Genomic DNA, 15,373 nt, shown 5'->3' with positions numbered 1-15,373 from the left:
TCGCTTCGGGGCGGCCTGGGTTATGGGCTGGTGGCTCACGATGGGTCCTCGTCGCTGGTGTGCAGCGCGGCGAAGACGCGCTCGGCGTAGTCCTCGCAGACGGCTGTGCACTGCTTGAGCCGTATCCCCGCTTCGGCGGCTTCGGGGGCGCCGAAGACGTCCCGCGCAGTCAGATCCCGGTGCCAGCGGCGCAGCCGCTCCAGGCTCTGCTCCTCTTCCTCCAGCTCGGCCAGGGTGAACTTCGCGATGCGGTCCTTGGCGATCTCCTCCTCGAACTTGCCGCAGTCCGCGAGGAACTCCGTCCACTCGGCCGTGCGGGCGGCCGTGAACATCTCCCGGAAGCGGGCCGCATCCTCGGCCGTACGGCCGGAAGCCTGGAGGGCCACGCCCTGGCCGCCGGCGCCGTCGGTGAGTTCGAGGGCCCGCTGCACGCCGTCGGCGAAGACCGGCACCTCCGGCACGGCCCAGATGCCCTGTCCCAGGGGGAGCGCCCCGGTCTTGCGCAGCTCCCGCCAAGCGCAGCCTGCCGATCCGGAACGAGCTCACGAGCCCGTTCTCCTCCAGCGGCATCCCGGGAGGACGGATCACCGTGCGCCCTTCGTCGTCGAGGACGCCGTCGTGGTTCATCCAGAGAGACACCCACAGCCGAGAGGTGCCGTGGGCCCGCTGCACCAGGTCCTCGCGCACCGACAACCAGCGCTCCAGCGCGGCCCGGGTCAGCGCCGAGGTCTCGACCCACTCCCCCTCGACGGTGCCGCCGCCCTGGGGGTGCCGCTCGACGAACACTGCGATGTTGTTCTCGCTCAGGTCCGTGGTGCGCAGCGCGGCCAGCTCCCCACTTCGTGCCGCGGTGTCCAGCTCCAGCGCGAGCACAGCCGTCAGCCGGGTCTGCGCCGGGGACATCGCCCCGCCCAGGTACCGGTCGAGCTGGCGGTGCAGCGCGGCGAGGGTGGCCGCCTCCGGCGCAGGCTGCAGCGCGACCTCGCCGCCACCGAGACCGACCCCGGGCAGGCCGAGCGCTTCGCGCAGCAGGTCGACGCACCGGCGCCGGATCTCGTTGGTCGGCTGAGAAGTGGGCGGGAAACCGCCGCCGACGCGGCGGTGCCGCAGCGCCCCGGACTCAGCGATCCGTATGTACGACTTGAGCGTTGGTTCTTCGAGGAGGCGCTGCAGGCTGCGCCGGGCTCCCACCGGCAGCGCGTCCCGGGCCAGCGCCCGCTCCATCTCCCCTCGGACCATGGCGAGCTGACGCCGGCGGGCCTCGCCGACCTTGAGGTCGTCGAGGAGTCGGTCCAGCGCGGTGATCGAGGCGTACTCCGGCACGCTGCGATTGTCGCCGACCACGGACCCGCACGTCACTCATCCCTCCCCGGCGCCGTCAGTTGCCCGGGGCGCGTCTCGCGCCGGAGCCGCGCCATGCGCTCACGGTGCCGGAGGTAGTCCCGGAAGATGTCTCGCCGGTGCTCGGACTCCTGCGGCAGGACCGAGGGCAGCGTGCCTAAGGCCAGAGCACCCAGCAGGACCCACCACGGCGCGCCCGCGAATGCAGACACCCCGAACACGGCCCCACCGCCGACCAGGCCGGCAACGCGGGCAGGCATAGCCCATTGGCGCCCGTTCACCGGGACTCCCCTCGCCACAGGGCCCTGCCACCCATGCCGTGCTGCACCATAGGGCGCACGGCAGGCCCGCTCTTATGGTCCGTGTACGCGCGCGCCATCGGAATGTGGATCTTCCCCTCATGCTCCGCGCGCAGCACCTTCTGCCGGAACCGGTAGATCGAGTTCGCCACCGCGCCCCGCGAGACCTGCAGCCGGTCGGCGATCTCCAACTGTTCGTAGCCCTGGAGCACCAGCGCCAGGACGGCCTGCGTCTGCCGGGGCTGCTTGCGCAGCATGTCGAGCACCACGCCGCCGCTGTGCAAGTCGGTGCCTTCGCTGCTGGCCACGGACAGCAAGAACGCCTCCGGGTCGAGGAGCTTGGCGTGCACCTCAGCGATGCGCCGCTGCTTGATGCTCCACTTCTCGTACTGCTGCCGGAACTCCCAGCTGCAGCGCCCGATGAAGTAGGTCATCAGGCAGCCCGGCCCGTGGCCTCCCTTGTGCCGCGGGTTCCATCCGCCCTCGACCAGGGCCTTACGGCGGAAAGAGTCCAGCGTGGGCAGCAGGATGTCCACGGCCAGGATGTCGCGCTGCTCGAGATCCTCGCGCAGTAGGTGACGGTGTCCTTCCGCGACGCCGAAAGGCTTCCCTGCTTCCTTCCACCTCCTCAGGGAATCCGTGATCAGGGTTCCGGTGCGCAGCATGCCCTTGAGCTGGGGCAGCGCCTCGCCGGCGAGGCGGTTCTCGAACATGTCGTAGCGCGGCCCCTTGAAGTCCCCACGGCGTAGGTCCTCGACGAGCGCTTCATCGCGTGCGATCCGCTCCCCCTGGCGTCCGGGTAGAGCGAGCGCGACGTCGAGGGCGACGTCATATCGGTGATCAGGCAACACCTCCCCCGTGTTGTCGACCGAGTTGCAGTTCTCTAGTGATATCTCAACGGTCACGCCCGCTGCTATGTGTCGTTGCCACTTCGATGTCACGCAGCGCGAAAAATTTCTGAGGAGACTTTCAAAACGTCGTGAGCGGACCTCAAATCGGCGGTCTCGCGGCCCGCTTTCGAATCGTCCCGCCGTTGCGGGTCAGCGCATCCGGGTAACCGTGACCACCGCGTGCCGCGTGGTCCCCGCGAGGACCTCCACCACGAGGCCCCGGCTGGTCGTCACGTAGGCGTCACCGGCTGAAGTCCGAGCCCTCCGCCCGGGGCCGGCGTCGAGGATGTGACGGGCGATCTCCGCAGCGACGGGAGCCGTCAGCGCCTGCGACAGCACGCGGCTTCCGTCCGGCAGCCGGACCGCCACGCGATGGGGCCGGGATGCCGGGCCGATGTAGCCGACGACGTCGGCGTCGACGGTGTCCGAGTGCCGCACCTTCTTCCAGACCGACCGGCCCGGTACGGGGACGTGGCGCGCTTACAGACGACGCCCTCGATGCCCTGGCCCTGAAGCGTGTCGTACCAGTCCTGTGCGACGTCCGGATCATCCGTGGCGGGTACGGCCTGGATCGGGGGCGGCACGTCGTGAAGCAGGTCGAGGAGAAGGGCGCGCCGCTCGGTGTACGGGCGGCTGCGGACATCGCCGAGTTCAGGGTGGGCGAGGAGGTCCCACACGGAAGCGCACGGGTTCGTGGATTCCCGGACGGCATGACGCCGGAACCGGATCGTGCGCGGCGCTCAGAAATGGACGAGCGCGCGGGTTCGGGCTGGCGGAGCCTTCGTCGCCCGAGCCAACCGCCTCGGGGATCAGGCCAGGGCCTGGACGGCGTACACCGCGCCGAGGGCGCCTGCGAGGGCTCCGAGCAGGAGCCGGAGCGCGGTTTCGGGCAGGTGAGGCTGGAGCCGTGCGCCGAGGTAGCCGCCGATCAGCCCCCCGGCGCCGCAGGCCAGACCTAGCCACCAATCGGGTGCGACGGGCCCGGGGCTCGCCAGGGCCAGCACGGCGTACGCGGCGGCCCCGGCGACGGATGTGGTGAAGGTGGCGGCGAGGGTAGCCGGTGCGATGCGGGCCATGGGCATACCGCGCGCGGCGAGGATGGGCCCGAGTAGGGAACCGCCGCCGATCCCGTAGATCCCGCCGACCACCCCGACCGTCAGGGCAAGTGCGGCGAGCGCGCGCGCCGACGGCTCGGCCGCGTCCGGCCGCCGCCGGGCGGGGTGCAGGGTGCGCAGGCACAGCCACGTGCCAAGTGGAAGGAGGAAGGCGGCGACCAGGATCCGGAAGACGTCGGGGCCGGGGAGGGCGAAGACGCGGATGGCGGCGCCGGCGATGACGCCGGGCAGCGTCCAGGCAACGAGGCGCCGGGCCAGGCCGCCGCGCAGAGCGCCATCGCGGCGGTAGCGCCACAGTGCGCCGGGCCCAGCCACCACATTGAACAGCAGGTTCGTCGGCGTGACCGCGGGGCTCGGCACGCCGAGGACGCTGAGCTGGACCGGCAGGAGGAAGACCGCGCCGGACACGCCGACCGGCGCGGTCACCGTTGAGATCAGCAGGCCGGCCGCGAACCCGGCCCAGATCGTCCACTCCACTGCTGCCCCCGCCGCTCCGTGATTGCCCGGTCAGTATCGAGGGAGCACCCAGAGGGAGGGCGGGGCGGCAATGAGATGTTCACGAGCAGCAGGTGCAGCCCGGCTTGCAGCCGCATGCGTCCGCCTCGGCCGCGGCCGCCCCGGCGGGGACCGGAGTGTGGGCGGTGGGTGCGCAGCAGCCCTTGCCCTGCCAGGCGTCGCGGCCCTCTTTCACCGCGATGGTGGCGATGACGAGGGCGGCGATCGGGTCGGCCCAGGACCAGCCGAGCGTGGCGTTGAGGACCAGGCCGATCAGGAGCACCGCGGACAGGTAGGTGCACAGCAGTGTCTGCTTGGAGTCGGCGACCGCGGAGGCGGAGCCGAGTTCACGGCCGGCCTTGCGTTGGGCAGCGGAGAGGAACGGCATGATCGCCAGTGACAGGGCGGCGATGACGATGCCGGGGACGGACCGCTCGGCCTCTCCGGTGCCGGTCAGGGCCCGGACGGCGTCGACGCTGACGTACGCGGCGAGGGCAAAGAAGGAGACCGCGATGATCCGCAGGGTCGTCTTCTCCCGGGCGTCGCGTACGGCGTGGTCGCGGGCGGAGAACTGCCAGGCGACCGCCGCGGCGGAGGACACCTCGATCACGGAGTCCAGCCCGAAGCCGATCAGCGCCGTGGAGGAGGCGATCGTGCCCGCGGTGATCGCGACGACGGCCTCGATGACGTTGTAGGTGATGGTCGCGGCGACCAGGAAGCGTATGCGGCGGGCGAGCGCGTCGCGGCGGGCCGGGGACGGCCCGAGGGATATCGCGGTCATCAGCAGCAGTCCTTCGTGGCGGCGTCCGGGCAGGTCTTGTCGCCTTCGACCGCGACCACGGCGGCGAGCAAGTGGTCCAGGGCGTGGCCGAGGCGGGGGTCGGCGAGCTCGTAGCGGGTACGGCGCCCGTCCGGCACGGTGACCACAAGGCCGCAGTCGCGCAGGCAGGCCAGGTGGTTGGACAGGCGGGTCCGGGAGACGGCGAGCGCGTCGGCGAGGTCCGCCGGGTAGGCCGGCGCCTGGCGCAGGGCGAGCAGGATGCGGCAGCGGATCGGGTCGGCGAGCGCGCGGCCGAACCGGGCCAGCACCTCGATGTCGGAGGCAACAGTCAGCACCCCACGACAGTACAGGACATCCTGAATTCAGAAAATGATGGATTCACTCTCCGGAGGCTCCGCCCTCTCGGCCCAGATGTCGGGGTGCGAGTTTCGAAATCCCCCATGGAACGGCAGATTACGAGCGTTTCTCCTGGAATCTGCGAGTAACTGCGGGAACCTCACACCGTCGAGGGATGCCTCAAAGAGGGGTCTCCCCCCACCTGCTGACTTCCCTCGATCGTGCCCTGGGGGCCACTTCAGGAACCCGCGCGCACTCCAGTTGCGTATGAGGCGGGGAGTATCGCGGCGAGTTCGCGGGCGCGGGCCGGGCCGGAGGCCGCGCGGGACTGCGCGGCCGCGAAGTCGATCCTCCCTTCGCTGTAGATCACAGCCTCCCCGTCGAGGACCGTGCCGGGGCGTAGCGAGTTCATGCCGGCCACGGCCAGATCCATCCACGCCGAGGTGACCGTCCGCCCGGACCGGGCCTGTAGCCGGACGGTCTCGGCATCGCGCTACAGGGCGGTGCGGTGCCCGTCGTTCTCCAGACTTTGATGTGTCTCGTGAGACAGAGCGACGGGCGCCGCTGACCACTCAGGGGCGCAGCGCGTTCAATTCTTGTCGGCTCCGCAGTCCTTCAGCGGCTTGGGCGGCGGGATGTTGCTGAACGTCGAGCCCGGCCTCTCCACGGCCAACGACTGCTGGTCAGTGTCTCCGAAGAGGAGCTTCCAGGTGGCCGACCCCTGACCGTGCCCGTTGTCCCCCATGATGGGTGCGGCGGCGGGGAGGTCCATGGCCTTCAGCGGCTTGTACCCGGCGCGTCCCCACCGTTGGCCGCGTACGTCGACGAACGAGAACCCGGCGACGGCGAAGTGATTCGCGTTCCCGGGCGTCCAGATCGTGATGATGCTGCACGGCGGCACATCTCTGAGGTCGAGCAGCTGCTTCTCACCGGGGTACAGGCCCTCCTGGCCTTTGTTCGTCTCGCTGTCACTCCCCGTCGCTACGCCGATGGTGACCTGGGAGATGGGGTCGAGAGACCGGTTCGCGAAGTACCCGGTGGTCTTGCCGCTCTTGCCCTCCATCGTCCAACTTGAGACGCGCGAGGCCTGAGACTGGAGTTCCTTCTCGGAGTCCTCCTTCGACTGCGCTAACTGATCTTGGGACGTCTTGACCTGGTAATAGCCCGTCCAGGCGGAGGCGACAAGACCTCCGGCCGCGACGAACGTGGCGATCATCGTCGCGATCAGCATCCCGTCGCGCTTCTTCCGCTCCGGCGTTGCTGAGGTTCCGTCTGGCGGCTGCGGCGGCGTCCCGACGTTCCCACCGGACTGCGCTGGAACAGGCGGTTTTACACCTTGGACCTGAGTCACTGCTGTCTCCGCTCCTCACAGTTGCTGGGCGAGTCGAGAGATCCTTGCAAGCATCCCGGGCGCCAGCAGGAGCTTCTACAGAACCTTCAACCCCGACTTCATCGCAGCGTGTTTACGGCGGGTCGAGCCCCACTGCTATCCCGGAGCCGATTGCGCACTCACCACCGAGGACCGTGCCCGGGCGCAGGTGAATGGAAGCCGCCGCGAGGTCGGGCCACGCCGCCGTCACGTCCCGCCCGCTGCGGCGAGACGCCGAGCCATCATCCAGATGAGACAACGTCAGGTGTCTGGAGAACCGTCGAACTTGATCTCGTACCACCAGCCCTTGCCGCGGGGCAGCGTCGGCACAGCCTCGGCAAGGGCGACAGCGACCGGGTACTCCACAGGGCCAGCCTGCGACGGCCGACCCGGGGATGCGCGCTGGCCTACGCTGCGCGGGCGGTGCCCGACGGGGCCCATGAGACCGGCGCAGCGACGGCCAGAGATGCCGCCCACGAGAATGGCCCCCGCCGAAGCGAGGGCCATCATGGATTTCTGCGCGGTCAGTGGCGGGTCTGGAACCAGACGACGATGAGGCTCACGGCCCCGCTGCCGAGGCTGTACGACGCTCCCCGGATCATCTGATCGTGGACAGTCCGCCCCTGACGCTGTGGCCATTCCCGCAGGTAACGGCGGATACGGCGCAGTCGGGATTCCCTACATAGGGAGTCCTTGTTAGGCTGACACACGGTGTATCAATCCTCCTACTCGGGTGAATGGAACATCGCGCAGGGAGCCCTCCCGACACTGGGCCTAGACAACTCGCGTCGGGGATGGGCTCCTTTTGCGCTTCCGGACGATAGTACTGGCGAGGTCAAACAACGGCCGCCCGTCAGGCAGTTGTGGCTATACATGGGCACACATGGCTAGAGCCTCTCCGGGGATTCCAGTGGCCTTGACTTCCTTTCAGTTCCTTTGACATCACTCCACCTGCAATTTCGGCCCCCACGCAGCGGCAATTTGTGAAGCGCATCACTTTTCCGCGTGGGGATGTTCTCACCCCCCCCACCAGGGGCGAGGAGCGGGCAACGCTGGCGCTGAGCAAGCGACGAGGGAATCCCGACCTGCGGCCAGCTCAGGCACGTACCTGTACAGCGTCGTACGGGAGGCCACCGCTCGCGTAGTTCCGCGATGGCTGCCTCGAAGTCCTCTAGCGAGTCGAACGCCCGGTACACAGACGCGAACCGCAGATAGGCAACGAGGTCGAGTTCCTGTAACGGGCCGAGTATGGCCAACCCCACGTCGTGGGTGGTCAGTTCCGCACCTCCGGTGGCGCGCACCGCCTCTTCGAAGCATGGGTGAACTGCCCTCTCCATGGACGATGCGGTCAGCTGCGACCAGGCCTAGAGGGGGTGCCACCGTGGGACTGCGATGTCTGGGGACGGAAAGGACAGCCTCATCCGCACCATTCGATCGAGCGTGCGGTCCAGCACCGTGGGGCCGACCTCGTCGGTCCAGACGTATGCCGTGTCCAAGCAAGGGCCCGTATGACCGAGCGGGAGAAGACACCGGCTGCAAGCACTGAATAGGTCTACTGGGCCTGGTTCTTCCCATCCACCTGCTCCACTCCAGCTGTCGTCTCGCCATCCTGCCCAGTACAGACGTACCGCTCCCCTTGCAGGTCCCACCAAGGCGCGATGCAGTCCCTGATGCCCGCGAACCAATGGGCAGACCAGGTACGGGTGCATACGTGATGGAAGCCCTGGTGTGGCGCGACATGGTCGAGGCCTGGTTCGCCAGAAGGAGTGTTTTGGCGTCTGCTGGGGTGCCGTGACTACGCCGCGTGCGCGGTACGCCGCCTGCCTGCAGGCAGGTGAACAGAAGCGGCGCGGCCGGCCGGAGCGTGAAGATGCCAGGTCCTTACCGCAATGGACACAGTGGTGAATCAGCACATCAGACACCGTCTACTTCCCCCTCATGCTCGTGGGACAGCGCAGAGAGCTGCGCTGCGAAACCGTTCCTCTCCGACTGACACGGGCGCACCACCATCAGGTATTCAGTGATTGTGGTGGTAGAGGAAGAGGATCGGCCAGGCTGAACCACTTCCCGTTGCTCGGTTGAAACCGGTGAGTCCTGAGCGGGTGGACGCCACTTGCCCCAGGGGAGAAAGCAGGACAGGGAGGCAATGATCTGGCTGAGCCCGACGAGGGCGGCAGGCACGTCCTGGGCCCGGGTCTTGGCCAGCACCGGCCGGACCAGAAGGAGCAACAGAACTGCCAGACCTACAACCACAGCTAGACCTAGAACGCACGGCACGAGAGCCAAGGAGCCAACGAACAGCTCCGCCGACACGACGAACACGGGACCTCCGAGAACGAGAAAGGCCCCGGTCGCTGGGACCAGGGCCACGGGGGACAAGAGCTACCCCTGAAACGAAGAACTCCCGCGCCCAGACGGGTGCAGGAGTGGTTGCGGTATATCTGCCCGCAACGAGAGGCAGTCTGCCATGCCCGAAGGTTTCGTAACGCTCTCCCCGTACGCCCCTGACTGACTACCTCGCTCGGTTCGCGGCCAGCCAACCTTGGTGGACAGTGTTGTTGCACTCATCGATACCGGTGTCGGGGGCATGTGAGGAGTTGTCCAGGAACCGATCGGTTTCTGGACGGCGACGACCACCACGAAGGCGGAGCTGAGCAGTGCTGTCCCGTCTCAGCCGATCTGGTCCTTGTCTCAAATGATCTGGTCCGATTCGCTCGTCGTCTCAGTTCATCCGGTCCCGTTGGTGCTGCTGTCGGCGGGAGAGGCAAGCGATCGTCTTGGGCACGGCCTGCAGCCTGGGCGACATCACTCCATCGCCTCCAGGATGCGGTCGAGTGTCCGGCGTCCCATCCTGCTCATCGCCGGATTGCTCTCGACGTAGTACCAGACAGCGCCCATCGCCTGCTGGAACGCCCATGCCCTGCCGCGCTCCCACTCGAGATCGTCACAGCCCAGTGTCCGCCGGAGCACTTCCCGCGGCCCCTGCTGCAGCAGGTGCCAGGCACTGACCAGATCCAGCGCGGGGTCGGCCGGGCTGAAGCCGCCGGTGTCGAGTACGCCGCTGAGCCGGTCGCCCGTGACCAGTACATTGCCGGGGATCAGGTCACCATGGCTCATCACGTCGGCACCCGCGCGTGGCAACTCCCGCAGGTGGCTCCACATGTGGCGGAGCCGGCGCACGTCGAGCAGCTCCTCGCTCTCCTCGAAGCACTTCTCCATCCAACCGTCGTGGTGAGTGAGAACGCCGCCACGACCTTCGCCGCTGAAGTGCCGCCCCCGCGTCTCGGCCTCCCGCAGGGCGGAGATGAAGGCCGCAAGGTCCTGTGCAAAAGCGTCCGACCCACTCGGGTCGGCGTCCGAGGAGACCGTTCCCGGCAGCCACGTCTGGACTGACCACGGCATGGGGTAGCCCGCTCCAGGCTCTCCCAGGGCGACGGGTTCCGGGGCGGGGAACCGAGACACCTGCGCCAACTCCGCGCTCGCCCGGGCTTCCTGCTTCAGAACCGCCAGCGTCTCGGCGGCACCGGCCAGACGAAGCGGGAAACGTGCCGAGAGGTCGTTCCCGATGCGGAAGACGGCGTTGACCGTCCCGGTCGACTGCAGGAGTCGGATTTCCTTGCCGCTCCACTGAGGGAACTGTTCCTGGATCAAGGTCGCAACAGTTTCGGTGGTCACGTCCACTTGGTCATCGTGCATGGTCATACTCGCGAGCCCTTCCACCAGTCCCATTCGAAACGCCGGAAGCAGACCAGATCAACCGAGACGACAGCCAGTATTCATAGGCGAGGGTCCAGATCAACTGAGATTTTCGGCCACCAAGGTGTCTCAACCGTTCTGGTCGCCCCAGGTCACCGCCGCGGTTTCGAACCAGATCATTTGAGACGGGACAAGTGCGACGGCGGTCTAGGCGCCCGCCGGTACTGCCAGAGGGCCCCACTCAAACGTGGTACCGCTGAACCTGGCGGCGGCGAAGCCAGTGGTGCCGCCGCCGAAGCTGACGGTGCCGGCGCTGAGCGTCGCGCCGCCGAAGCTGACGGTGCCGGCGCTGAACGTCGCGTCGCCGAAGCTGACGGTGCCGGCGCTGAGCGTCGCGTCGCCGAAGCTGACGGTGCTGCCGCTGAACGTCGTGCTTGTGAAGCTGACGGTGCTGCCGCTGAACGTCGCGTCGCCGAAGCTGACGGTGCCGGCGCTGAATGTCGCGTCGCCGAAGTGGACGGTGCCGGCGCTGAACTCCGCGTCCCCGAAGTTGACGAGGCTGCCGCTGAACGTCGCGCCGCTGAAGTTGACGAGGCTGCCGCTGAATGTCGAGTCGACAAAGTGGACGGTGCTGCCGCTGAATGTCGCGACGCCGAAGTGGACGGTGCCGGCGCTGAACGTCGCGTCGCCGAAGTAGACGGTGCCGGCGCTGAACGTCGCGCCGGTGAAGCTGACGGCGCTGCCGCTGAACGTCGCGTCGATAAAGCTGACAAAGCCGCTGAATGTCGCGTCGTCGAAGTAGACGTCGCCGCTGCTGAATGTTGCGTCGTCGAAGTAGACGTTGGGGCTGCTGAACTCCGCGGAGGCGAAGTAGACGGTGCCGCCGCTGAACTCTGCGCCGACGAAGTAGACGGTGGGGCCGCTGAACTCCGCGCCGCTGAAGCTGACGGTGCCGCTGCTGAACTTCGCGTCGAAGAAGGTGATCTTTCCTCGAAAGTGGCTGGCATCGAAGGTGCCGCCGTCGAAGACCGCGCCAGTGAAGTTGAAGTCATGCAGGCACCAGGCGGTAGCCGCGTCCGGCTCCTGTAGGTGGTCGCGGATGACTTGGATGATGGTGTGGCGGACCTCGCGTTCCCCTTCTTTGTGGCCGGGCAACGAGGGGTCGGGTTCGTAGGGCATGCGGAGGTAGGCGCACAGGACGTCGATGCAGACCTGGCGTTGTTCTGCCCAGTCGTCGGCGAGGCGGGCGAGGGCGTAGACGCCGGCGAGGCGGACCGCGGCTTGGTCGTGACCGAGCTGTTCGGCAGCGGTGGTGTAGCGGTCGGCGAGCTGACTTGCGTCCGCGCGGTGTGCGTCGCCCTCGGCGAGGAGCTGTTTGCGGTAGGCGTAGAGACCGGCGAGGACGGCACCGATCAGGGTCAGGGCCGTCACGGTGGCTTTGAGGACGTCATTGATGTTGACCGGCTTGGGCGGCTTCTGGTCGGCGGCCGCCTGCGCGAAGTGGTCGTAGGCGTAGTGGTAGATGACCCAGCCGAGGGCACCGGCGGCTATCAGCGCCACGAGTGCCACGAACCAGACGGGCCAGAGGTTCGGTGTGTACCGGCCCCGGGGGGCCTCGCGCTTGCGCCGGAGTGAGACTGCCACGTCAGGAGCATGGAGCCTGCCCGCCGTCCGGGACAGCGAGTTGGCGAAATACGCCGAGGAGCTGTTCAGCCGGCGGGGAATCCCATGGCCGCGCGGAGCAGCCGGGCTGTCTCCTCTGCGGTCGCACGCGTCTCGTCGTCGGCTCCGCTGGAGCCAAGTTCGTCGAGGAGCCTCGTCAGCGTCGTTGATCGCCTCGACGAGAACAGCGGCTTAGGATCGCTCCTGACGAAGAATCGAACGCATCGAACGGTCCCCGTGTTGCCGCCCTGAGCGCCGCGGGGATCATCATGTCTGGCCCGCGATGAGCTCACATCCGGCGCAGCACAGAGTGACCCTCGAGAACCACGGTCGGTGGAGATGGCTCACGGTGTACGTTCGCGAGGGGCGCCCCGCCGGCGCCCCTGCTCACCGCGAGAGGACCGAAGCCGAGATGGAATCTGCCGCCGACGCACGCACACGGCTTCGCACACGTCAGCAGGAACTGAAAGCTGAACTGGAGCAAGTGCAGCGGCACTTGGATCAGTTGGAGACGACAGTGGTCGCCTCGCAGTGGCGGCATGCTCCCAGCGGCCCCACAGGGAGAGGCACCGTCTATCACACGGGGCTGGACAAACGTTGCCGCCCGACGAGCGGGCCGGAGACTATCACCCTGTACGAAGCCCTGCTGACGGAACTGATCCCCTGCCCCAGGTGCAAGCCGCAGTCGCACTAGTCCCCTTGATTCCCCCTCAGCCGGCTACGCCGCGGAACCGGATCGTGATCACCCTCGTATAATTTGTCGTATACGTACCTGATTGTCTGAGAGGGGTCCGACGCGGACGACCCGGGGGAGCCAACCGAGGTTGTCACGCGGAGCTCGTCGACGGAGACCGCCTTCCAGACCTCCCCGAGATCGCAGGCCCCGCCGCGGCCGCTCGTCGACCGGCACACGATCCTGCGTCCCGGCGAACTCCCCGCCACGACACGGCCCAGCTACAGCGAGCGCGACTTCTACGTCTCCGAAGCCACCGCACGGCGCATGGACGAACAGTCCGCGCCGAAGAACGCTGACAGCAACTACCGTTCCCAGCGCGGCATGTTCGAACGATGGTGCGCCGCCATGGCCCGCGTCACGAAGCCCTGCACGACCGCCACGTACGTCGAGTACATCGCCTCCCAAGGGCACGGCCCTGGTCCGGGGACTCTCGCCATTTCCGTAGAAGGCCCCGTCTGGTGCAATTCCGAGGCCACTGTCGTCAGGATCAACCGGTGTCCAGTTGGACAGTTATTGATTCCATGTGTCGTGACCTGACCGGGTGTGCAAAAGTGAAGTGTGATGGGCGAGTTGACCAGCTGACGGCGGGGGAGTACCGGGCGTGCGGGGGCGAGGAGAGCGTGCGGCAGGGCGGGAAGGTGGAGCGTCCGCGCCGCAGCTGACACGGACGCATCGGATACTCATCGGCGTGGTCGTCGCCGGTGCGGTGGTCATCGCCGGCATCGGTTTCGCGGGTTCGTACGCGGCCGTTCGCTCACTCGCGCTCCAGAAGGGGTTCGGGAACTTCAGTTATGTGTTCCCGATTGGCATCGACGCGGGTATCTGCGTACTGCTCGCCCTGGACCTGCTGCTGACCTGGATCCGGATACCGTTCCCGCTGCTGCGCCAGACGGCGTGGCTGCTGACCGCCGCGACGATCGCGTTCAACGGCGCGGCCGCGTGGCCGGACCCGCTCGGCGTCGGCATGCACGCCGTCATCCCGATCCTGTTCGTCGTCTCGGTCGAGGCGGCGCGGCACGCGGTGGGCCGGATCGCCGACATCACGGCCGACAAGCACATGGAGGGCGTGCGCCTCACGCGCTGGCTGCTCTCCCCACTGCCCACGTTCCTGCTGTGGCGCCGCATGAAGCTGTGGGAGCTGCGCAGCTACGAGGCCGTCATCAAGCTGGAGCAGGAGCGGCTCGTCTACCAGGCGCGGCTGCGGTCCCGCTTCGGCCGCGCCTGGCGCCGCAAGGCTCCCGTCGAGTCCCTGATGCCGCTGCGCCTGGCGCGCTACGGGGTGCCGCTCGCGGAGATGGCTCCGGCCGGGCTCGTCGCCGCGGGCGTCGAGCCGCAGTTGCTGCCGCGCCGTCCGCAGGCGCCACAACTGGATCAGCAGGTCGTGCGGGTGGAGCCTGCTGCTGGGGTGCTCGCGCAGACGGCGCCGAGCCACGGGTTCGCTGCGCCTCGCCAGACGCAGCATCCGGGCGACCACGACGCCGAGGTGGAGCCGCCCATGGTCGCGTTGGAACAGGAGCACCAGAGCTGGCACGAGGAGCATCCCGAGCGAATGCCGGTGCCGCACCCGCAGGAGCAAGAGCATCAGGCCCCGGTGCCTGATGCATCGGGTGGTGAGCCTGACAAGGAGTGGGCGTCCTTCTATCGGTCCGCTGCAGAGCAGTTCGCAACGGACCAGGGATACGAGCCGGATGCTGATGAGCTGTCCTTGTACCTGCTGGAGCAGTACGACGTCGCCGACCAGTACGGCCGCCCGCTCGCTCCCGAATACCTCGCCCCGTACGTGATGGCCGCCAACCGGGAGGCGGAGGCCGCTCGTGGAGTGGCAGTGGGGGACCAGGCTCCGGTGAATGCCAGCCGGGCCGAGGATGCGGGGCGGGTCGCAGTCCAGATGCGTATCAGCGAGCTGGAGCGGTCGCAGAGTCAGGAAGCGCCTGCGGCCGAGCCGACGGGCGAAGCACCTGCCGCCGGCACCGGGACGCTCGCCGAGCCCGAGCCGAGCGGAGCAGCGCCGACTGAAGCGAAGCCGTCGGGGATCGACCTGGTGGAATTCCACTACCGGCAGTTGCCGCCGGAGTCCCAGGGGAAGTCCGCGAAGGCGCTCGCTCCCGAGCTTGCCGCACTGTCCGGCTACGCAGAGGGCACGGTGCGCAAGTACATCGGCGAGATGCGGCGGCGCGGTTCGAGCGAGGAAACCGGCTGACGTTCCACCCGGTGGAATCCGGCAGTTGCTGCAGCAGAGCATGCGCGTCGGCGGGGTGGAATGCGCAAAGGACAGCTCTTCCAGCATTGCTGTGTGGCACACATCCGCTGCCCTACTCGCTCCGCTCGGAGCGGCTGGAGTTGCCTAACGGCTGCCCGACTTCGCGTTGGTGGACGTCCGCTTCCTAGAGGGGTGGAACGCTGTGACCTGCAATTTTCCACCGTGGGTCACTGTTTGGGGTATACCCCGCTCCCGTTCCGACGCCGCTCACTGCGACCGTTGGAGGTGCGGCGAGTGGGCCTGGCCGTGAACGTCCTCCGGGTCGTTCCACGCGGGGTGCGGCCGGGTGGAATTCGTGGACGGCATGTCCGCGGCCGGGACGACCGGGGTGGAATTTTCCACGCTGACGCGGCGCCGCTGCGACGGCTCGGGCCGGTGAACCGTACTGCCGAT

Annotated in this window: 13 protein-coding genes and 1 pseudogene; 2 read left to right on the top strand and 12 right to left on the bottom strand. The window is 68.0% G+C overall.

Going from position 1 to position 15,373, the window contains the following annotated elements; translation table 11 throughout:
• Positions 1 to 35: 35 nt before the first annotated feature.
• Entirely contained in the window at positions 36 to 461 is a 426-nt protein-coding gene (locus OG574_RS00495) for a Chromate resistance protein ChrB (protein WP_326771317.1), read from the bottom strand.
• 196 nt (positions 462 to 657) lie between these two features.
• Between OG574_RS00495 and OG574_RS00490 the strand changes: the two genes are divergently transcribed.
• On the top strand, positions 658 to 1,440 hold the full coding sequence (locus OG574_RS00490; protein WP_326771316.1) for a hypothetical protein: 783 nt from the start codon (positions 658 to 660) through the stop codon (positions 1,438 to 1,440).
• A 178-nt stretch (positions 1,441 to 1,618) separates the two neighbouring features.
• On the opposite strand, the gene OG574_RS00485 is transcribed toward OG574_RS00490, so the two are convergent.
• The 11 genes and pseudogenes from OG574_RS00485 to OG574_RS00440 form a co-directional block, all read right to left on the bottom strand.
• On the bottom strand, positions 1,619 to 2,545 hold the full coding sequence (locus OG574_RS00485) for a sigma factor-like helix-turn-helix DNA-binding protein (RefSeq protein WP_326771315.1): 927 nt from the start codon (positions 2,543 to 2,545) through the stop codon (positions 1,619 to 1,621).
• A 135-nt stretch (positions 2,546 to 2,680) separates the two neighbouring features.
• Positions 2,681 to 2,968, bottom strand: coding sequence for a hypothetical protein (locus OG574_RS00480; protein WP_326771314.1), 288 nt, complete (start codon positions 2,966 to 2,968; stop codon positions 2,681 to 2,683).
• Entirely contained in the window at positions 2,851 to 3,258 is a 408-nt protein-coding gene (locus OG574_RS52585) for an ATP-dependent DNA ligase (protein WP_442816916.1), read from the bottom strand. Before OG574_RS52585 ends, OG574_RS00480 begins: the two co-directional genes overlap by 118 nt.
• An 81-nt stretch (positions 3,259 to 3,339) precedes the next feature.
• Positions 3,340 to 4,122, bottom strand: a complete 783-nt coding sequence (locus OG574_RS00475; protein ID WP_326771313.1) for a sulfite exporter TauE/SafE family protein — start codon at positions 4,120 to 4,122, stop codon at positions 3,340 to 3,342.
• Between the two features lie 79 nt (positions 4,123 to 4,201).
• Entirely contained in the window at positions 4,202 to 4,921 is a 720-nt protein-coding gene (locus OG574_RS00470; protein ID WP_326771312.1) for a cation transporter, read from the bottom strand.
• Complete coding sequence (locus tag OG574_RS00465; protein WP_326771311.1) at positions 4,921 to 5,256, bottom strand: ArsR/SmtB family transcription factor; 336 nt, start codon at positions 5,254 to 5,256, stop codon at positions 4,921 to 4,923. Before OG574_RS00465 ends, OG574_RS00470 begins: the two co-directional genes overlap by 1 nt.
• A gap of 239 nt (positions 5,257 to 5,495) precedes the next feature.
• Entirely contained in the window at positions 5,496 to 5,690 is a 195-nt protein-coding gene (locus OG574_RS00460) for a hypothetical protein (RefSeq protein WP_326771310.1), read from the bottom strand.
• A 156-nt stretch (positions 5,691 to 5,846) separates the two neighbouring features.
• Positions 5,847 to 6,488: a hypothetical protein gene (locus OG574_RS00455; protein WP_326771309.1), complete on the bottom strand. Its 642-nt coding sequence runs from the start codon at positions 6,486 to 6,488 to the stop codon at positions 5,847 to 5,849.
• Positions 6,489 to 7,513: 1,025 nt separating this feature from the next.
• Positions 7,514 to 7,936, bottom strand: a pseudogene (locus OG574_RS00450) (hypothetical protein); the annotation flags it as partial.
• 1,495 nt (positions 7,937 to 9,431) lie between these two features.
• Positions 9,432 to 10,328, bottom strand: a complete 897-nt coding sequence (locus tag OG574_RS00445) for an aminoglycoside phosphotransferase family protein (RefSeq protein ID WP_326771308.1) — start codon at positions 10,326 to 10,328, stop codon at positions 9,432 to 9,434.
• Between the two features lie 201 nt (positions 10,329 to 10,529).
• On the bottom strand, positions 10,530 to 11,966 hold the full coding sequence (locus tag OG574_RS00440; RefSeq protein WP_326771307.1) for a pentapeptide repeat-containing protein: 1,437 nt from the start codon (positions 11,964 to 11,966) through the stop codon (positions 10,530 to 10,532).
• 1,412 nt (positions 11,967 to 13,378) lie between these two features.
• Between OG574_RS00440 and OG574_RS00435 the strand changes: the two genes are divergently transcribed.
• Positions 13,379 to 14,920, top strand: coding sequence for a DUF2637 domain-containing protein (locus OG574_RS00435; protein ID WP_326778317.1), 1,542 nt, complete (start codon positions 13,379 to 13,381; stop codon positions 14,918 to 14,920).
• Positions 14,921 to 15,373 lie beyond the last annotated feature (453 nt).

The organism is Streptomyces sp. NBC_01445 (assembly GCF_035918235.1).
Taxonomy (GTDB): Bacteria; Actinomycetota; Actinomycetes; order Streptomycetales; family Streptomycetaceae; genus Streptomyces.
The sequence above is the reverse complement of the archived record's forward strand: the minus strand, read 5'-3'. Positions and strand labels throughout refer to the sequence as shown.

Bases quoted from the DNA above. Each gene is read 5' to 3' on its own strand.
- OG574_RS00470 (WP_326771312.1), bottom strand. From the start codon at position 4,921: ATGACCGCGATATCCCTCGGGCCGTCCCCGGCCCGCCGCGACGCGCTC.
- OG574_RS00460 (WP_326771310.1), bottom strand. From the start codon at position 5,690: ATGGATCTGGCCGTGGCCGGCATGAACTCGCTACGCCCCGGCACGGTC.
- OG574_RS00455 (WP_326771309.1), bottom strand. From the start codon at position 6,488: ATGCTGATCGCGACGATGATCGCCACGTTCGTCGCGGCCGGAGGTCTT.
- OG574_RS00445 (WP_326771308.1), bottom strand. From the start codon at position 10,328: ATGACCATGCACGATGACCAAGTGGACGTGACCACCGAAACTGTTGCG.